Annotated in this window: 12 protein-coding genes; 1 reads left to right on the forward strand and 11 read right to left on the reverse strand. The window is 39.6% G+C overall.

All coding sequences use genetic code 11. The features are described 5' to 3' along the window. Nucleotides 1–13 precede the first annotated feature (13 nt). A complete protein-coding gene (locus GGR21_RS05810) occupies nucleotides 14–1,291 on the forward strand; it encodes an O-acetylhomoserine aminocarboxypropyltransferase/cysteine synthase family protein (protein ID WP_183306241.1) in 1,278 nt (425 codons plus the stop codon). A gap of 76 nt (nucleotides 1,292–1,367) precedes the next feature. On the opposite strand, the gene GGR21_RS05815 is transcribed toward GGR21_RS05810, so the two are convergent. The 11 genes from GGR21_RS05815 to GGR21_RS05865 form a co-directional block, all read right to left on the reverse strand. Continuing rightward, complete coding sequence (locus GGR21_RS05815) at nucleotides 1,368–4,247, reverse strand: PD-(D/E)XK nuclease family protein (protein ID WP_183306242.1); 2,880 nt, start codon at nucleotides 4,245–4,247, stop codon at nucleotides 1,368–1,370. A gap of 705 nt (nucleotides 4,248–4,952) precedes the next feature. Further along, on the reverse strand, nucleotides 4,953–5,219 hold the full coding sequence (locus GGR21_RS05820) for a hypothetical protein (protein ID WP_183306243.1): 267 nt from the start codon (nucleotides 5,217–5,219) through the stop codon (nucleotides 4,953–4,955). After that, on the reverse strand, nucleotides 5,203–5,463 hold the full coding sequence (locus GGR21_RS05825; protein ID WP_183306244.1) for a hypothetical protein: 261 nt from the start codon (nucleotides 5,461–5,463) through the stop codon (nucleotides 5,203–5,205). The genes GGR21_RS05820 and GGR21_RS05825 overlap by 17 nt, the downstream gene beginning before the upstream one ends. A 173-nt stretch (nucleotides 5,464–5,636) precedes the next feature. Further along, on the reverse strand, nucleotides 5,637–6,296 hold the full coding sequence (locus GGR21_RS05830) for a hypothetical protein (protein WP_183306245.1): 660 nt from the start codon (nucleotides 6,294–6,296) through the stop codon (nucleotides 5,637–5,639). A gap of 18 nt (nucleotides 6,297–6,314) precedes the next feature. Continuing rightward, nucleotides 6,315–8,609, reverse strand: a complete 2,295-nt coding sequence (locus tag GGR21_RS05835) for a hypothetical protein (RefSeq protein ID WP_221232929.1) — start codon at nucleotides 8,607–8,609, stop codon at nucleotides 6,315–6,317. 24 nt (nucleotides 8,610–8,633) lie between these two features. Continuing rightward, nucleotides 8,634–9,386, reverse strand: a complete 753-nt coding sequence (locus GGR21_RS05840) for a hypothetical protein (RefSeq protein WP_183306246.1) — start codon at nucleotides 9,384–9,386, stop codon at nucleotides 8,634–8,636. Between the two features lie 353 nt (nucleotides 9,387–9,739). Beyond that, entirely contained in the window at nucleotides 9,740–10,201 is a 462-nt protein-coding gene (locus GGR21_RS05845; RefSeq protein ID WP_183306247.1) for a bactofilin family protein, read from the reverse strand. Between the two features lie 15 nt (nucleotides 10,202–10,216). After that, complete coding sequence (locus GGR21_RS05850) at nucleotides 10,217–10,822, reverse strand: porin family protein (protein ID WP_183306248.1); 606 nt, start codon at nucleotides 10,820–10,822, stop codon at nucleotides 10,217–10,219. 10 nt (nucleotides 10,823–10,832) lie between these two features. Beyond that, nucleotides 10,833–11,237, reverse strand: a complete 405-nt coding sequence (locus GGR21_RS05855; RefSeq protein WP_183306249.1) for a hypothetical protein — start codon at nucleotides 11,235–11,237, stop codon at nucleotides 10,833–10,835. A gap of 17 nt (nucleotides 11,238–11,254) precedes the next feature. After that, on the reverse strand, nucleotides 11,255–15,607 hold the full coding sequence (locus GGR21_RS05860; RefSeq protein WP_183306250.1) for a T9SS sorting signal type C domain-containing protein: 4,353 nt from the start codon (nucleotides 15,605–15,607) through the stop codon (nucleotides 11,255–11,257). A 16-nt stretch (nucleotides 15,608–15,623) separates the two neighbouring features. Continuing rightward, a complete protein-coding gene (locus tag GGR21_RS05865; RefSeq protein ID WP_183306251.1) occupies nucleotides 15,624–16,049 on the reverse strand; it encodes a hypothetical protein in 426 nt (141 codons plus the stop codon). Nucleotides 16,050–16,061 lie beyond the last annotated feature (12 nt).

A 16,061-nucleotide genomic window follows, 5' to 3' on the forward strand; every position in this document is an offset into this window, starting at 1 on the left:
CATATAAACTGAAATGAAAGAAGAAAAGAAAAACCTGGAGACAATATGTGTTCAGGCCGGTTGGACTCCTAAAAAAGGAGAGCCGCGTGTATTGCCTATCTACCAGAGCACAACGTTTAAATACGAAACCAGTGAACAGATGGCTAAACTCTTCGACCTAGAGGAAAGCGGCTATTTTTACACTCGCCTGCAAAACCCGACAAATGACGCCGTTGCCGACAAAATATGCCAGCTCGAAGGTGGAGTAGCCGCTATGCTTACCTCGTCGGGACAAGCTGCTAATTTTTATGCGATCTTCAATATATGTTCGGCCGGAGATCACTTTGTAAGCGCATCGGCTATATACGGCGGCACATACAACCTGTTCTCCGTTACATTGAAAAAACTGGGAATCGATGTTACTTTCATCGATCAGGAAGCTTCGGATGAAGAGATAAAGAAAGCCTTCCGGCCAAATACTAAAGCCCTCTTTGCCGAAACTATCGCCAATCCGGCAATGAATGTACTGGATATAGAGAAATTTGCCTGCATAGCCCAATCTCAGGGCGTGCCACTGATTATTGACAACACCTTCCCTACCCCGATCAATTGTCGTCCTTTCGAATGGGGCGCCGACATAGTCGTACATTCCACTACCAAATATATGGATGGCCACGCTACCAGTGTTGGCGGTGCTATCGTTGATAGTGGAAATTTCGATTGGGATGCCCATGCTGATAAATACCCGGGATTGACACAACCCGACGATTCTTATCACGGCCTGACATATACAAAAGCGTTTGGCAAAGGAGCCTATATAACCAAAGCGACCGTGCAACTGATGCGCGATCTGGGTTCGATACAATCGCCTCAAAATGCTTTCCTGCTCAACCTCGGACTGGAAACGCTACATTTGCGTATGCCTCGTCATTGCGAAAATGCGCTGAAAGTAGCCCGATACCTGCAATCGCGCCCCGAAGTGGCATGGGTAAATTATCCGGGACTGGAAGGCAATATATATTATGACCGTGCCCGTAAGTATATGCCGAATGGAACCTGCGGTGTGATGACATTCGGACTGAAAGGCGGACGAGACGCATCTGTCGGGTTTATGGACAGGCTGAAACTGGTAGCCATAGTAACCCATGTGGCCGATGCCCGTACATGCGTATTGCATCCCGCGAGCCATACCCACCGTCAGTTGAGTGACGAACAGCTAATTGCTGCAGGTGTAGCTCCCGATCTCATCAGATTATCGATAGGGATAGAAAATGCAGATGATATAATAAAGGATATAGAGCAGGCATTTTAATCAGACAATTTGAAAATTAGCAAATTAGCCAATAATAAATATCATTTTCGAATATGCTAATATGCTAATTTTCAAATCATTTCTTACAGATATTAGTAAATATACACCAGCGACAGGCATCGCCCGTTGGCGTCTGGTCGAAGGGGACTTCAGGATTAAAGATTTCTTCGAGACAAGCATCGAAGTGCGTTTTAAATTCTTCCTGATACTCCGAAAAGTCAGTAATCCGCACATCACCCCTACCCGATTTGTTTATAACATCGGGATCGAATTTCGAATCGAACAGATTGCGGAGATAATAGATACCCGGCTCCAGTATTTTACCCGGGTTGTCTACCAGGTATAGATGGGAATACATAAAGACCTGCATTACAGCTTTAGGACGGTCTTTCAATTCTTTATCGAAAAGATCTTCCATATTTTTATAGCGAAGAATACCTTTTCCAGTTTTATAATCTATTATTCGTAAATTACCTCTTACCTCATCTACCCTGTCAATAATACCTTTCAGGGAAACAATCCGCCCCGATGGCATCAGATAGCTTGCCCTGATCGGTTCTTCGGAATTTAAATAAACGAATGGAGTTAATTTTGCATCGGTAAGTAATACCTGCTTAATATATTTTCGTAAAACCTCACCTGTCAGATAGTTCTGCCCTGTCAGTCGCTTAATTTTATTCGTTCTAAAATAGTTTTCAGAAAACGAACGCTCTATATATTCTGTCAACAACCTATCATTCGCACATATTTTATGTAACAAATCAGCTGTGACCATCTTTTCTTTGAAAGGTTCGTAAAGCCACTCCATCACTTTATGGAATATCGTCCCGAACATACTGGCCTCGACGGTTTCCGTTATCTCATCTTCTTCAGCCATGTTTTCCACCACCGAGAAATAGAACTGCAACGGACAATTCAGATAAGTATTTATAGCACTGGCCGATAACCGTTTATCCCCGCCCTGTAGAAAAGCATCCATTTTTTTCATCACTTCCGGCGTCTTATGGATAGAGATAGCCAGACTTTCGGATGAAGCCACTTTATATACAGCAAGTTTCTCCCTGATATCGAACGAATCGGCATACAAGTGTTTTATCTGATTGTAATAACGGCTCACTTCACCCGACTGTAACCCTTCGGTACGGGTATCATATAAAAGATAAATCCGTTTAGCCCGGTTAATCATCCGGTAGAAATGATATGAAAATATACTATCCTGGTGTTCGTATGTTGGTAGGCTGAATCCTTTACGTAAATTATAAGGTATGAATGAACTGGTGGCTCTTTTGAGCGGAAATATACCTTCATTCATCGACAGGATGATCAGATTATCGAAATCCAAGGCACGGGTTTCCAATACTCCCATTATCTGGAGTCCGGACAAAGGCTCTCCGCTAAAAGGAACGCTGATACCAACAATCAGTTTTTTCAGTAGCTTCAGGTAGGTCTCTACTGTCATCTCCGGAAAGATATTCTTCAGTGATTCGTTCATTTTATTTATTGTTTTGTAATACTCAACAATAAATTCACCCTCTATATCTGCCGAACGGCTAATAGTCTCATCTCCGACAGAATTTGTTGACAGCGACATTTTCAGGTACGATAATATTGCCTGCAGATAATCAGGTATATCAGCCCAGCCGGTTATAGCCTTAAAAATAAGACTTAACAACGGATGAGATTGCAATTCCTGTTCAGAAACCACTACTCTGTTATACTGTACTATATTTTGCCTCAATAATTTTGCCTGTTCGCCTGCTATATTTACCACATATCTGTGATTGAGTATAGACAAAACCGGACGATAATAAAAACCCGTATAGTTTTCAGATCTTCTTATATTTCGCTGCAACTCAAAAATATGCTCCATCAGTCCGGCAATGGAACTGTTAGCCAGGCTATATCCCATCGTCACATTTATTTTGTCTATTTCCTGAGGTATGGAATACAGGGTGGGTAACAATAAATTTTCGTCGGGTAACACCAGCGCCGTATTCATAGCCTTATCTGACGACGTGATCTGCTTTTCTTCTATTAACGATTTTATAACAGAATGCACATATTTTGCCTGTCCTGCCGATGATGGTATACCAATGACTTCCAACACGGGCTTTTCCATACTTAATTCTTCTGGCTCTAATGATAATTGAGAAGGGAATTGGACTTTATTCCTGTCTATAAAGAATGACGCTTTATTTTGCGGATCGCGCACCAATGGCGAGGAATAATCCCAATAGAAGTCGGCTATTCCCCGTCTGTTCAGATATTTTAGAAATTTTTCTTCTGATGTGCTGTGACCGTTCAGTCCAACAAATATGATCTTTTCGAATGGTAATGATACATCCGGATCGTTCGAATAACGTTCTACAACATCCCTGAATATCATACCTTCATATGCCAGTCCGCGTTCCTGCAAAGTTTCCCGCAAAGAGCTGTAAAGGTGATAAAGTACCTCCCACATCTCCAGAAAGTCTTTCTTTTTGTCATTCTCTCCTATCGGCAAAAAATTTGACCAGAAACGACGTATAGCTTCTATTTGTGTTTCTGTAAGAAAATCGAATCCGGCATCTATTTCCTTCAGGTCCTTTATATTGCGAAACAACTGTTGCGCATCAACGAGATATTTGTCTACATCGTCGAAATCGTTCAGAAGCATTTCCCCCCAATAGAGAAATTCGTCGAATGTTTCTGATGTCGCGCTTATCTGCTTATAAATATCATAAAGCGTGAAGAGCATCTCTATGCGATCTGCTTTCTTATATGGACTGAGCTTTTCGAAAAGATCGGTTACAGTCAGTATCCCGGGTGAAAAGACCGGTTTGTTGGCAATCTGAGCCAGATATTGCTGAAAAAAGATTCCGGCCCGCCGATTGGGAAAGACAAATGTAAAACGGCTGATCTGTGAGCCATAATTCTTATAGTAAGCCTGTGCAACATTATATAGGAATGGAATCATTTTTCTATCTGTATTATTTATAGTAATGCAAAAATAACAAATTATATATTCATTTTCCTTTTTTCTAAGCACACCAGTTCATTATTTTCAGCCAAAACCTGACACATCTGACACATATTTTAGTTTAATAGTTTTTAAGTTTTAGCTACACTCTGTTCCGCTGAACGCTGTTTCTAGCTTGCTAGTTTTATTATTTATAAACCAGTATACTTTTACTGGCACACTATAATGTTAAAACCTGACACTTCTGACAGATTTTCTCGCAAAGTCGCAAAGACGCTAAGTATAATTCTCAGGTTTTTGTATTTCACATTCATAACTTATAACTCATAATTTATAATTACTTTACTTACATAGATAAAGTTCCCAGAGAAAAATGCAGATTCAATTACTGATCCGTATATACAAATAAAAGAGGAGCGAGAAATCAGATTCTCTCCTCTTTTAAATAAAGATTGTCCCACCCTAAAATAGGTTGACAAAAAATCTATGTTTACAGAAAAAAATTATTCTATCTCTTCACCATATAATTCGTCGCTTGTAGGAGCTGTTACTAAACTAAAGATAATACATACCCAGGATATTAACTGGTATGTCAATAAAATATAAAACCATGTATTCATTGTTTGTCCTCCGAAAAATTATCGTTACTGAAATCTGTTGATATGAGAAAATTTCTGTCTAAATTCTATTATTTAATATTGTCTACGAGTGAAAATGTTTACGCGTGCAGGATAAGCTGTCATCCATATTCAGGGTGTCTGCCGGAACCGGAGTTTTCCTCCATTCTGGTCTTTCGTTCCTTATAGAATCTGTTTTTTTCAAAAGACTAGCCTCTCCTTTCTTATTATACATAAAAATGAAGACCAAAAGTGCTCCGATAAAAAACACAGGATAAACGACAAATGTGAATAAAGTATATAGATTCAGCTTACCAAACATAACCTTATTTCTATTAGTTGGAATATTCATTTTTTAATGGATTAACTTTTTTATTACTCTCTCCGCCGGCAGGTAAAGAATCTGACAACAAATAGTCGACCTGAGCAATACCATTATCTATTTCGTCTGAATGCGTTTTTGTATTCTGATCATTATCAACATACTCTTTTTTAGTTCCAGTTCTGTCCATTACCAAATGAACCCCCATCATAATGATAAAGGCAATCATATAGGATAACATCTTGGTTTTCCCTTTAAGAGTGTTCTTTTTCATAATTTCAATTTTATAGATTTTACTCTAAAAAAACACTCTATTATTGTGATCTGTGTTGTGTATTTGTGTAATGACGCATCAATAGTTAAAGGAAGTAGGAACCCGGATAAGAATAGAAAGGATTGACAACTTTAGACAAATCAGGGGTTGGGTTCCTACTTTTTCCAGCTTAGCTACTTGCGCCAGTTTCTTGCTTGCTTACGCAATCGGTCAAGCGAATTCTCGTTCGATTGTACCGTATCTTGTCTTACTGCTTTTGGTTTTTCTCCTTCGATTTTTGCATTAGTAGTCACCTTCTGTTGAGGTAACTTCGCCAGGAATTTATTATAAGCCTGTTGCAAATTGGTGGCCTCCTGAGTATTCAGATCAATGTTTTGGTAACCCTGAGCATAATGAACCGTGAAATTCTTTATAAGCGTATTGCTCAGGAAGGATAAATCTCCTGTGAAAATCACCCTTATATCTGCCGTTTTCTGGGCAACAGTACTCATTCTACGGGCTTTGGCATATCTTGCTGCCTTTAGTTCATATTTGCCGTTATTGGTAACACAGTCTAGCTTCTCGTTCTTGTAATACTCCACAGGTACCGCTTCTTCGAATATGGCATCGGTAAACATATACTTTAACGAAAGATGCAAAAACTTAGAACCTTCTTCCGATATAAAACGGACAGAAATCATCGGTTCTTTAAAACGGGGCTTTTTCTGTAATTTCCCCAGCGATATTGTTTCCCATTCCGAGCTTATCGAATTATTTTTAGATTCGCCCTGAGAAAAAGCGGTCAGAGTAAAAGCCGTGAACACTAATACTAATATAGTCCTGATACGGTTCATTTTGTTTCTATTTTTATGTTAATACTTACTCAAGCGTGGCCACAGGTTAACCCTGTTTGCCAATTCACTAACTTCCGAGTCGAGCCTTATCCTGTCATAAAGATTAGGATCGAGTTTACAAGCGTTTATCAGCCTTTTGGAAGCCTCTTTATCATCTTTTTTACGGGCAAATATGATAGCCGAGAGATATTCATTCCGGGCCGATTCGGGTAGCCTGTCCAATACCCCCTGAGCTTTATCATTATATCCCATACAAACCAGACACAATGCTGTATTATAATCGCCATAATTAGCCAGCACCTCCAATGCGTCCATATATTCCCCGTTTCTCAACATCTGGATAGCTTCGGCATAATCTTCCCGGAAAGTTTCCCGTATTGTATCTTTTTCTATATCCGTCCGGCTAAGTTCAATATAATAGTCAACCCTGTTCAGTTTTGGATATATCTCATCAACTATGATCTTATAATCTTTGGGATATAATTTCTTTATAGTTTCTTCCGTCTGATCCGGATAGACCGCAGTGGTCAGGGTGTCGATGATCGCCTTGGCGTTAGGCAAATCGGTATGTGCCTGTATTTCTTTTACCAGCGATCTCCAGTCTTCTCCTTTCGGTTTGACGACCACATGAGCGCCAGTCCTCCTCTTCAGGTAATCGGAAATGGCATTTCCTCTCTTCTCAGACTGTTCATAGTTAGTTTCCCAGTCTCCTCTGAGGTCTACACTACATTCCATAATGATGCTATCTACCGAATATTCAGGCCTTGATGTATATGAATCATATGCTTCTAACAGCTTGTCCAGAACACCTGAATTAATGCTCTCTTCATATTGATGTGATTTCCGTGTCTTATAAACCGGATAGATAGTACCTTTATCAAAGAGATATTTATGTAATTTTTTCCGCTCGGTGACAAGGCTGCCATCTGCCAATTGCGACAAGGAAGCAATAAAATACGTCAACGTGTCGGACGCTGGGAATGCAAAGACTGTACGATCTACGGCTTCAACCCTCGATTCCATTACTATTTTCAGGTTCTTCATCCCCGGCCTCACAGTCCATGGCTGCTGATAATGATAAATTATATCATCTTCGGCCGTGATAAGAGTATCTACTTTTAACCCTCTTGAATCGGAGCGGTACGGGAATTCAACTATTTCATTAAATATCTCATCCTTCCGGTTCATATTCAGTTCATTCAGTACAATTTCATCTATCAGATAATGATGTTTCGCTATCCTCACAGAGTCTTCCTCCGTAAATGCTTTTGCCTGAATATCACCCAATTTCAGCCCCTTACTATGTATTTCCCTGTATTTGCGTGGCACATGGCTCCGTTTCAATATACTGTCTTTCTGCGTATGTATGTTAAGATCTATAGTAACACTATCGAGCCAGTGCAATGAAAATCTGCTTTTCAGAAAACTAACATAATCTTTTTTGTATTTCTCTTCGTATTTTTCGTGAATACCATCCGAAGGCTTCCCTTTATCTTTATTCTTTAAGACCTGATTTTCTGCTTTTCTCCAATATTTACTGTACATATGCTTTTTATGGCGCAAGGCAAGAGCTTCCATACTGAGGAATTCCATTTCGTTCATCTTCCGCCAATTCTCATATCCCATTATCATGTCGTATTGTTTACGGTAATCGTCATAGTTGCGCCGTTGCACTTTATGGATTTCCTTAAACATACTTTTCCAGTTCACAAACAGGGAATCGTAAGCTGAAGGATCGACAATCGTTGACAGGAAATCTTCGTAAGCTTCATAATCTGCTATTTGCTTATCCCTGAAACCTTCTCCTACTAAAACAACCGTATCTAACTGACAAATCGAATCGCCGTCTATTAATTTTGGAGCCAACACCAAACGCCAGTTCGGATCGAGAATATCGACGGGTGCGATAATATTAAAATCTAAATTTACTTTACCATCACGCTCGGGCGCAAAATTAGATTTAACCTTGATAACGACTTCCGATAGTTTATAAACCTTGCTTGTATCCAGTTTCTCGGCCTGACTGGCAAATACCTCATTCTCGTCCAGTGTCTGGTCTTCAACATTCGTAAATGAGACTTCTTCAGCTATTGTTCTGGGGCCGCTTTGTCCTTCCAGCCCGCCACTGTTCAGAAAATCAATTTCCGGCTTTGTGGTTTGCATAAAAAGCCTTTCTATTTCCAGCTTGCCATATCCCCTCTTGTTCGAAGAGCAGGAAGTAAACACAAGCAATACGACCAGCACAATTGCCAATAAAACTATAACAAATGATAATATATTAGATTGAGTACTTGTTTTGATGTTTTTTTTCATAACACAATTTATTCCTTATACATTTTACTTAGGGGCTATACTTAGCCTTAGTCTCGGTATTTTGATTCGTATCTGTTCACTTCTCGAAGTTCCCGGATAACCCAGATTAACTTCCGTTATATTAGGAATGGCGTCTTTATATGTATATTCGGGATCGCACAGGTATTCTTCTTCAACAACCCAGTTCTGGCCGATATTTCGTGCGTTTTTTGTATCTTCTGTTGTATTTCGCCTATACAAGACATATTTTCCCTGCATTTCTCCGGCTTCGTTTACTTTGCCTTGTGCTTCATATCTCAAATTTCCTAACTCGAAATTGAATGAGCCGGCCAGTGTATCGTTTTTTACAACCAGTTTCAAATTATTAGCCAAATAGGATTCGACCGGAACCATGGATACTTTTCGTCCTTTACCTTTTATGTATTCACTTTTCCGTTTCCATTTATATTTTTCGCAGTTGATAGTAACAACTCCGTTCAATCTGTTTTCTACAAATGTTGCTGTTATTTGTTCCCGGCCCGACCAGCTACTTCTGTCATTCTGGGATATAGACCATTGTCTTTTATATTTTCCATGAAGTATTTTTTCCCCTTCCGGATTTTTATAATACTCATATGTGATAACACAGCCTGTATTTCTGTCTTTAAACTCTTCAACCAGAATCTTCCGACCCGGGTCAGGCTTATCCTTTTGCCTGCCTTTATCTCCATCCACATTCTCAAATGTGGCTATGGCCAAGGTAAATATTGATATTAAAATAATTCTGCTACTTGTCATTTCTTTTCATTTTTATTTCTTTTCATTTTACCTAAGTTACAACCTGATAAAAAAGTAGGGTCATGTGAACTTCACAGCCTTATGACCCTTTGGTTAAAACATATTCACACTGAAGACAAACTTAGAGTCTTAATTCATAATTATTTCATCAATACGACCTGTCAGGAGTTTCTCCCATTGACACCTGACATCGCAGTTATTTTTTTTCAAGTCCTGCATTATTCACCCTTTCGCTAACCTTCCCCTCTGGGAAGGTTAGTTTAAGGGCTGATTACAAAGGCTTCACAGCTAACATAATCACAAAAAACTTTACAAAACTACACGGCGCAACCCGAGGTTGCGCTTTTTCTTTATTAATATTCTTCTACCACTTTATCAACAGCCGGGGCGGATGGAACAATATCATTCGAGTTAAAGCTATTATTAAGGGAAGTCTCTGTCTTTCCTTCGGTCTCCATCCTGCAATTGCCAAAAAAACTGGCCCCGGCTTCTATTTCTATATTATAAGCTGTTATTTGGCCTTCGTAATGAGAAGAAGTTCTTAGGATCACGATATCGGAAACCGTCACATCGCCGAGAACTTTCCCTTTGACTTCGACCGATTTGCCTGTAATCTTCCCTTTTACACACCCTTCTGTGCCAATAACAACCTTTCCTTTGCTATTAATATCTCCTTCTACATTGCCATCTATTCTCAAATCATCTTCTATACAGATCTCTCCTTTAAGTGTAGCCGAACCGGAAATAACACTGAGCGATTGTAAAGCCGGGTTCTGAATAGCTGAGCCTTTATATGTTTTATTTTTATTGAACATCGTATATTTTATATTTTAAAAAAGATAATTTAACGCGATTGAGCATCCTCTATTCTTCACGGATACAAACTGATCTCCGAGTGACAAATCCCTTTCCGAAAAGCCATATTCATAATTGGCGTTCAGTGCTATACTGGATGTCAGATAAACTCCGATACCTGCAATAGCTCCATAATCAAACCTGTTACTACTTCCGCTGTATTTCAATGAATTACTGGAGTCATTGTCTTTTATTCTACCCGATATCGCACAAGATGCATATAGTCCGGCATGCAGAAATGGTTTTATCAGACCTTTAGCAGGACGCCATTCGATAGTAACCGGTATTTTCAGATTATCTTCCGAGAAATGGTATGTAATACCAGTACTATTGCCCATATCGTTTTTAAGACTGAACTCCTGCATAAAATAGAGCAAACCTGTGCGAATGCTTAAAGATTTTATATATAGAGGCTGCCGGAAAGTCACCCCGCCCTCAAAACCTGTTTTACGGCTTATATCTACACCGGGATATTCAATTCCGGACGCATTTACCCGTATTCCGGCCTGCACTCCGAAGCTTTGTGAAAAAGCATTGCAGGTGCTGGCGAGTAATAGTATTATGATCAATCGTATTTTCATATTCTTCTTATTAATTCAGTAACATCTCTAAATTCAGGCGTTGGATATTATAAGAGGTATCATCAATAGCCGGGTAAAGATTCTCCGTAAACATGGATATTACGCTCTCTTTCCAGTGCTGGAATCCCCTGCAAGTAGTGCGACAGCCTATCAGCATCTCGTTTTCGGAGCTTTCCAAAACCGTTAACTGCGGATTATATAACTTTAATATCTCGCATTTCACAATAGCTATCATCATACTTTCCCGCTCCTCTTTCACATCTTTTACTTTAACAATGTTATCTACATTGCAAACTGAGAACAGATTGAAAGCCGAACGTTCGAAGGCGACCCAGTACCTATTGACTCTATACAGACGGATATGTCCGTCATTATGCTTTTCTTTTTCTAATATCTGCCAGATGTTGCTGTCCATAGTGTTTTCCTTTTTGTTTATAGTGCCATTATCTTATCTATTTTCGTTCCACCGTTTTCTGTGTATACTTTCACTATATATACTCCCTGAACCAAGGATAAAGACCTGGTATACATGGTTGTACTTATTTTATTATCCGAATATATCTTACGGCCAAGGATATCATATATCTGTATTTCTTTTATAGTAGAGATTGCATTTACTTCCAGCTGCTTATCTCTATATGCTATGCTTATTCCGTTTTCATATCCAAACAACTCTTCGTCAGATAATAATTGCAATGCAAATCTGTCTTTATCGATATAATTGTCTTTCGACTCCACGTTACGTTGAGTAAAGGAATATGTACTGTATAGAATCAGATCCTGTTTTGTTCCCATATATTTATCTACAAGCACAGGATGTATTCCGGTTGCTGTATAGAAATTTTCAACATTTTCGAATATAAGCGATTGTGAGTTTTTCGCATCGGAACTCTTAACCCCTATACCGATCTCGCGTATTCCTTCCTCATAAGCCTGAATCAGGTTATAATCGCTGTTGTCAGGAGAAATGAAGAAAGTCTCAGGAGTAGCATGTCCTTGCGAATAAATCATTTTCTTAACATTCGTTGCGGTCTCATCTGTTTCTGCTGCTGCAAGAACTGAATAATCTCCTTCCAGATTGTCGCTACTAATTGATTTGAGATACAAAGAGCGCCCTAGTCCTCCCGGAGGAACGGATAAAGAGAGTCCAGCCAAAGCATAGGTACCTTCGAGAGGGAAAAGCAAATCGATGTCATCACTTATCAGTGTAACTATAAATGCATGTAGTGGCGGGATTTTTCCGGCATCGTCGAATTCATAGCGATTCCATATCTGAGTTTCGCTATTGAAAAGCAGGTAACCTTCCGATTTATCCAGTTTAGTAATGCCATTTGCATCAAAGAACTGTTTGGCATTGATCGAAGCCATAAACGGATTACCAACCATTACTTTCTTATCGCTTGTACTGTTCTGGCTTTTCACTTTCTTCAGTTCGTAACCAGGAACACTAGATGGTACACCTGTCACGGTAATATTAGGAGTTGTACCATTATTGTCTTCATATATAAAGCGATAGGCTTCTTCTCCACGCTTCATTATACCTACAGGAGAATGTATAAGTTGCAAGGTCTGCGGATTGAAATAAAAGAATTTGCTTTCTTTTGTAAACCTGTCATAAAGGTGTCCCGGATAATACGCGGCTTTCGCACTGTTTTCGAAATACGGGATTTCAATTATACCCTGCAGTCCTTCCAGATTACAATGATCATCATAACCTTTCAAATTGTCGTACAAGGCTACTTTCACAGCAATAGCATTATTCGTTTCACTTAAAGGCTTATCATTTGTAGAAAATGTCTTATCGAAGTTTCCGACTACTATTTCTCCAGCTGAGTTTCCTGTTTCCGGATGCGACATGGCAAAACCTGCCTGCCATGTTAACGGATATCCGGCAAAGGCAAAATCTCCTGTGGCCATACTCTTCAATGGAGCCGCCAATGCATACCACATATCCCTTTTCTTAGCCGCATAAGTACACGTATTGCCTGTTGGCTGATCTCCATGCGAAACGCCAGAGAAGCCGTCATAATAGCCCCAGTTATACTGAACATATGCTTTCTCATAAGTCAGCTTATGCTGATATATCAGTTCTGCACCATAAGCAAAGGTTATATTACCACATACCGGCTCACCACATACATCGACAGGAGTTTTATCCGGATGCAATGACGGATAGTTTGTTATACCGCCCGGTATATAGACATTGGAACAGCCAACAGGTATCATATTTAACGGTGCTCCGTTCACATCTACCCAGTTATCGGGATTGTTCCAGTTATTATCTGTCGCGTTTTGCTTCCAATAGAAAGTCAGGCCATCCGGCACAATGTTTATAAGGAATGTATTGCTGGTAGCTTTAGTTCCATACGAATCTGTTGTTATTCGTTGAAAATAAGTCGGCGAAGCTGTTAATGGCACCGGAGTGTAACTCTGACCATCACCATTAACTGTAATATTTGACCAGTTTGTTCCATCAGTGCTGATCTGCCATTGATAAGAATAGCTACCGCTGCCACCAGTAGAGACCTCACCTTTTATCTCTGAAGGTGTCTGATCTTTACATACAGATGGATTTCCTTTTATTGCTCCCGCATTCAAAGCATCGGCAATTATATATGGACCAAAAGCGCCATTATCTTTCAATGGGTTTGATATATCCTCGCTATGTGCGTAAACGACTCCCGATGTCACATACCAATGGATATAATAAACGCCTTTAGCCATATCAGTGAACGATACATTCGTTAAACTATTCACTCCGTTCCCTGTAGGTATAGTAAAACTTTTCCAAGCGGAACTGTTACTGTGAATGTTAGGATTGGCAGCCAGAGCATCTTCATATCTTGGGTGGGTTGTGATCAGGTATCTTGCCTTCACATCCAACGGATCGTAATTGACGCCCGTAGTTCCATGGTTAATATTTAATGTGAGATCTACTGTCTGTGTAGCCGGGAATGTATTGTCCACGAACTTCACCGGTGAAGCCGTTACTTTGATATGCTCATTAATTCCTATATCATTTTTAACAACCCTCTGCTCACCTATCCTGCGGATATAACCCGGTAGTGGAGTAGTACCCCAACTTCCTCCTATCAATAAAACATCGGAGTAGATACCAATCAGTTTATATTCCTTGAGTGGCAGGACAATAAAATATTTATCACCTTGATTTAACTGCGCCGGAGGATTAATAAGCTCAGTTACACTATCCGCTGCGAGGAAAACCATAGTTTCAAAATCTACGCCTCCACCCTGTAATCTGAACTCCAGATTAGTCATTGGCTCCAAGTCATTATATTCCATCTTTATCGTATGGGCATTTCTCCGGGCTTGCTGCGCGGTATACCCTTCTTCAAGCGGTGTAGACGGATAATCTGTAAAAGAAATATTCATTTGCAGAAGAGGTAAAGCGATTGTTGTCGCTGCCGTTACCTTTTGTCTTACTGGCATAAAAGGACGTCCAAGATATGCCGGAATTGTACTGAAAGCATCCGTGAAGAAAGTCGTTTCCTGATCAAACTGTCCATGCAACTCAAAATCTCCACTAGTAGCATCAGTTCTGCCCACTCTCACTTTTTTCAAGTCATACGTAATACCCAATGTGTTAAAAACATCCTGTATTGTAGTCGTACCTTTTACAATTGTTTCGCTAAGGTCGAGGTAAATATCCGCATTCTTCTCTTTAAAATTTAAATCAGAACCGTTAGGTAATGGCTGGGTATGTATTGTAATAAGAGGTTTGTTAGGGTCATTCATATAGGCAACAGTCTGCGAACCGTTAAGCCCTAAATTTGCTAGTGTTGCTAAGTCAGCTGCCGAAATTTGACTTAAATCCATAAAATTCGTTTCTCCGCCAAAAGCCGTTATATCCGAAGGGGGTAAAGCAAGTATCATACTATTATCGGCATAATATTGTAATCTTACACCATATCCATCGGGGCAACCACTACCTATACCTGCTGAGTGTGTCGCCGTACGGGCATTTACGACTCCGCCATATACTACAATTATCCCATCATAAAAAGTATACCATCCGCCACCAATACCGGCACCGTGTCCTCCCCAGGCTGTAATAGTTCCACTGGAAATAATAATATTCCCCCCGGATGCGAATCTCTGGCTATATTCAACACCATTGTTAAATATCTGAATTTTTCCCTGATTACTATTTGTACCTGTACCAGCGAAATTCTTGGAACCAATTCCCGCTCCACCGTTTCCATAATTCCTGTTAGTGCCGTCCCCAGGTTGTTTAATAGTAGATTTAGCTATAAGAACGCCACTGGTATTGTCATTCGGATCTTTAGCGCTGATATGAATCTGCGCTCCCCGGTCTACCTGAATAGCACAATATTCGGAAGTAGCATTGGTACCGCTAGTATTATCCGGGAAAAGGTAAAATTCATTCGTTCCATCCAAAATGAAGTTAACTATGGTAAGAGGATTTAAATTAGATTTTTTTGTATCTTCTGTCATTGTTGTTCCTGTGAAATATCGTCCTTTGACAGTCATACACGAACTGGACTTTGCATTCGCACCTGTTCTCGTTATTTTTACATTCTGCAATGTTATGGTCCCTACATAACCAGACTCGATTGTTATCGTATTGCTTGTAACAGTACCATTACCAGTAATAACATATTCCACATTAGGTGTACTGGGAATAACTATATTTCCCGAATTAATATTAAGTTGTGTCGGAGTCTGTGCGTTAATTGTCGCTACTGCTGTAAATTCCAGCAACAGAACAAATAATATTTTGTATAAAACAGCAATATGTTTCATGTTTCCTTACGTTTATTTATTTTCGTTTGTAAACCAGCAAGACAACTGTTTCCTTTGACGAATCGTCTATGTCATTACCGGTGAATTCCAAATACAATTTATCTTCAAGTATTGCCCATTCAGTGATAAATAATTTCCCGGATGAAAGTTCAAAAGCAAGATAATCTCCATCAACCACATATTCCACACTTTTTGTCTGGTCTTCGTCTTTAAATAATACTGTTTCCTCTTTAACCTCTATTTCAGCATAAAACTTCATATAGCTATTAATAAGGTCAAAATGTATTCTGGATTCATTACAGGGAATAGAAGCTTCTTCCCATACCCATTCTCCTTGCAGCGACTTTATATCATTTTTGGTTGTCTGTGCTATCGCAAACCACGATAAACTGCAAACTGCAAGCAACAAACAAACTCTTAATCGTATTATTTTAGATTCCATAGAATTCATTAT

Origin of the sequence: Dysgonomonas hofstadii (assembly GCF_014196915.1) — a bacterium.
Taxonomy (GTDB): Bacteria; Bacteroidota; Bacteroidia; order Bacteroidales; family Dysgonomonadaceae; genus Dysgonomonas; species Dysgonomonas hofstadii.

Bases quoted from the DNA above. Each gene is read 5' to 3' on its own strand.
- GGR21_RS05810 (WP_183306241.1), top strand. From the start codon at position 14: ATGAAAGAAGAAAAGAAAAACCTGGAGACAATATGTGTTCAGGCCGGT.
- GGR21_RS05815 (WP_183306242.1), bottom strand. From the start codon at position 4,247: ATGATTCCATTCCTATATAATGTTGCACAGGCTTACTATAAGAATTAT.
- GGR21_RS05820 (WP_183306243.1), bottom strand. From the start codon at position 5,219: ATGAATATTCCAACTAATAGAAATAAGGTTATGTTTGGTAAGCTGAAT.
- GGR21_RS05825 (WP_183306244.1), bottom strand. From the start codon at position 5,463: ATGAAAAAGAACACTCTTAAAGGGAAAACCAAGATGTTATCCTATATG.
- GGR21_RS05830 (WP_183306245.1), bottom strand. From the start codon at position 6,296: ATGAACCGTATCAGGACTATATTAGTATTAGTGTTCACGGCTTTTACT.
- GGR21_RS05835 (WP_221232929.1), bottom strand. From the start codon at position 8,609: ATGAAAAAAAACATCAAAACAAGTACTCAATCTAATATATTATCATTT.
- GGR21_RS05840 (WP_183306246.1), bottom strand. From the start codon at position 9,386: ATGACAAGTAGCAGAATTATTTTAATATCAATATTTACCTTGGCCATA.
- GGR21_RS05845 (WP_183306247.1), bottom strand. From the start codon at position 10,201: ATGTTCAATAAAAATAAAACATATAAAGGCTCAGCTATTCAGAACCCG.
- GGR21_RS05850 (WP_183306248.1), bottom strand. From the start codon at position 10,822: ATGAAAATACGATTGATCATAATACTATTACTCGCCAGCACCTGCAAT.
- GGR21_RS05855 (WP_183306249.1), bottom strand. From the start codon at position 11,237: ATGGACAGCAACATCTGGCAGATATTAGAAAAAGAAAAGCATAATGAC.
- GGR21_RS05860 (WP_183306250.1), bottom strand. From the start codon at position 15,607: ATGAAACATATTGCTGTTTTATACAAAATATTATTTGTTCTGTTGCTG.
- GGR21_RS05865 (WP_183306251.1), bottom strand. From the start codon at position 16,049: ATGGAATCTAAAATAATACGATTAAGAGTTTGTTTGTTGCTTGCAGTT.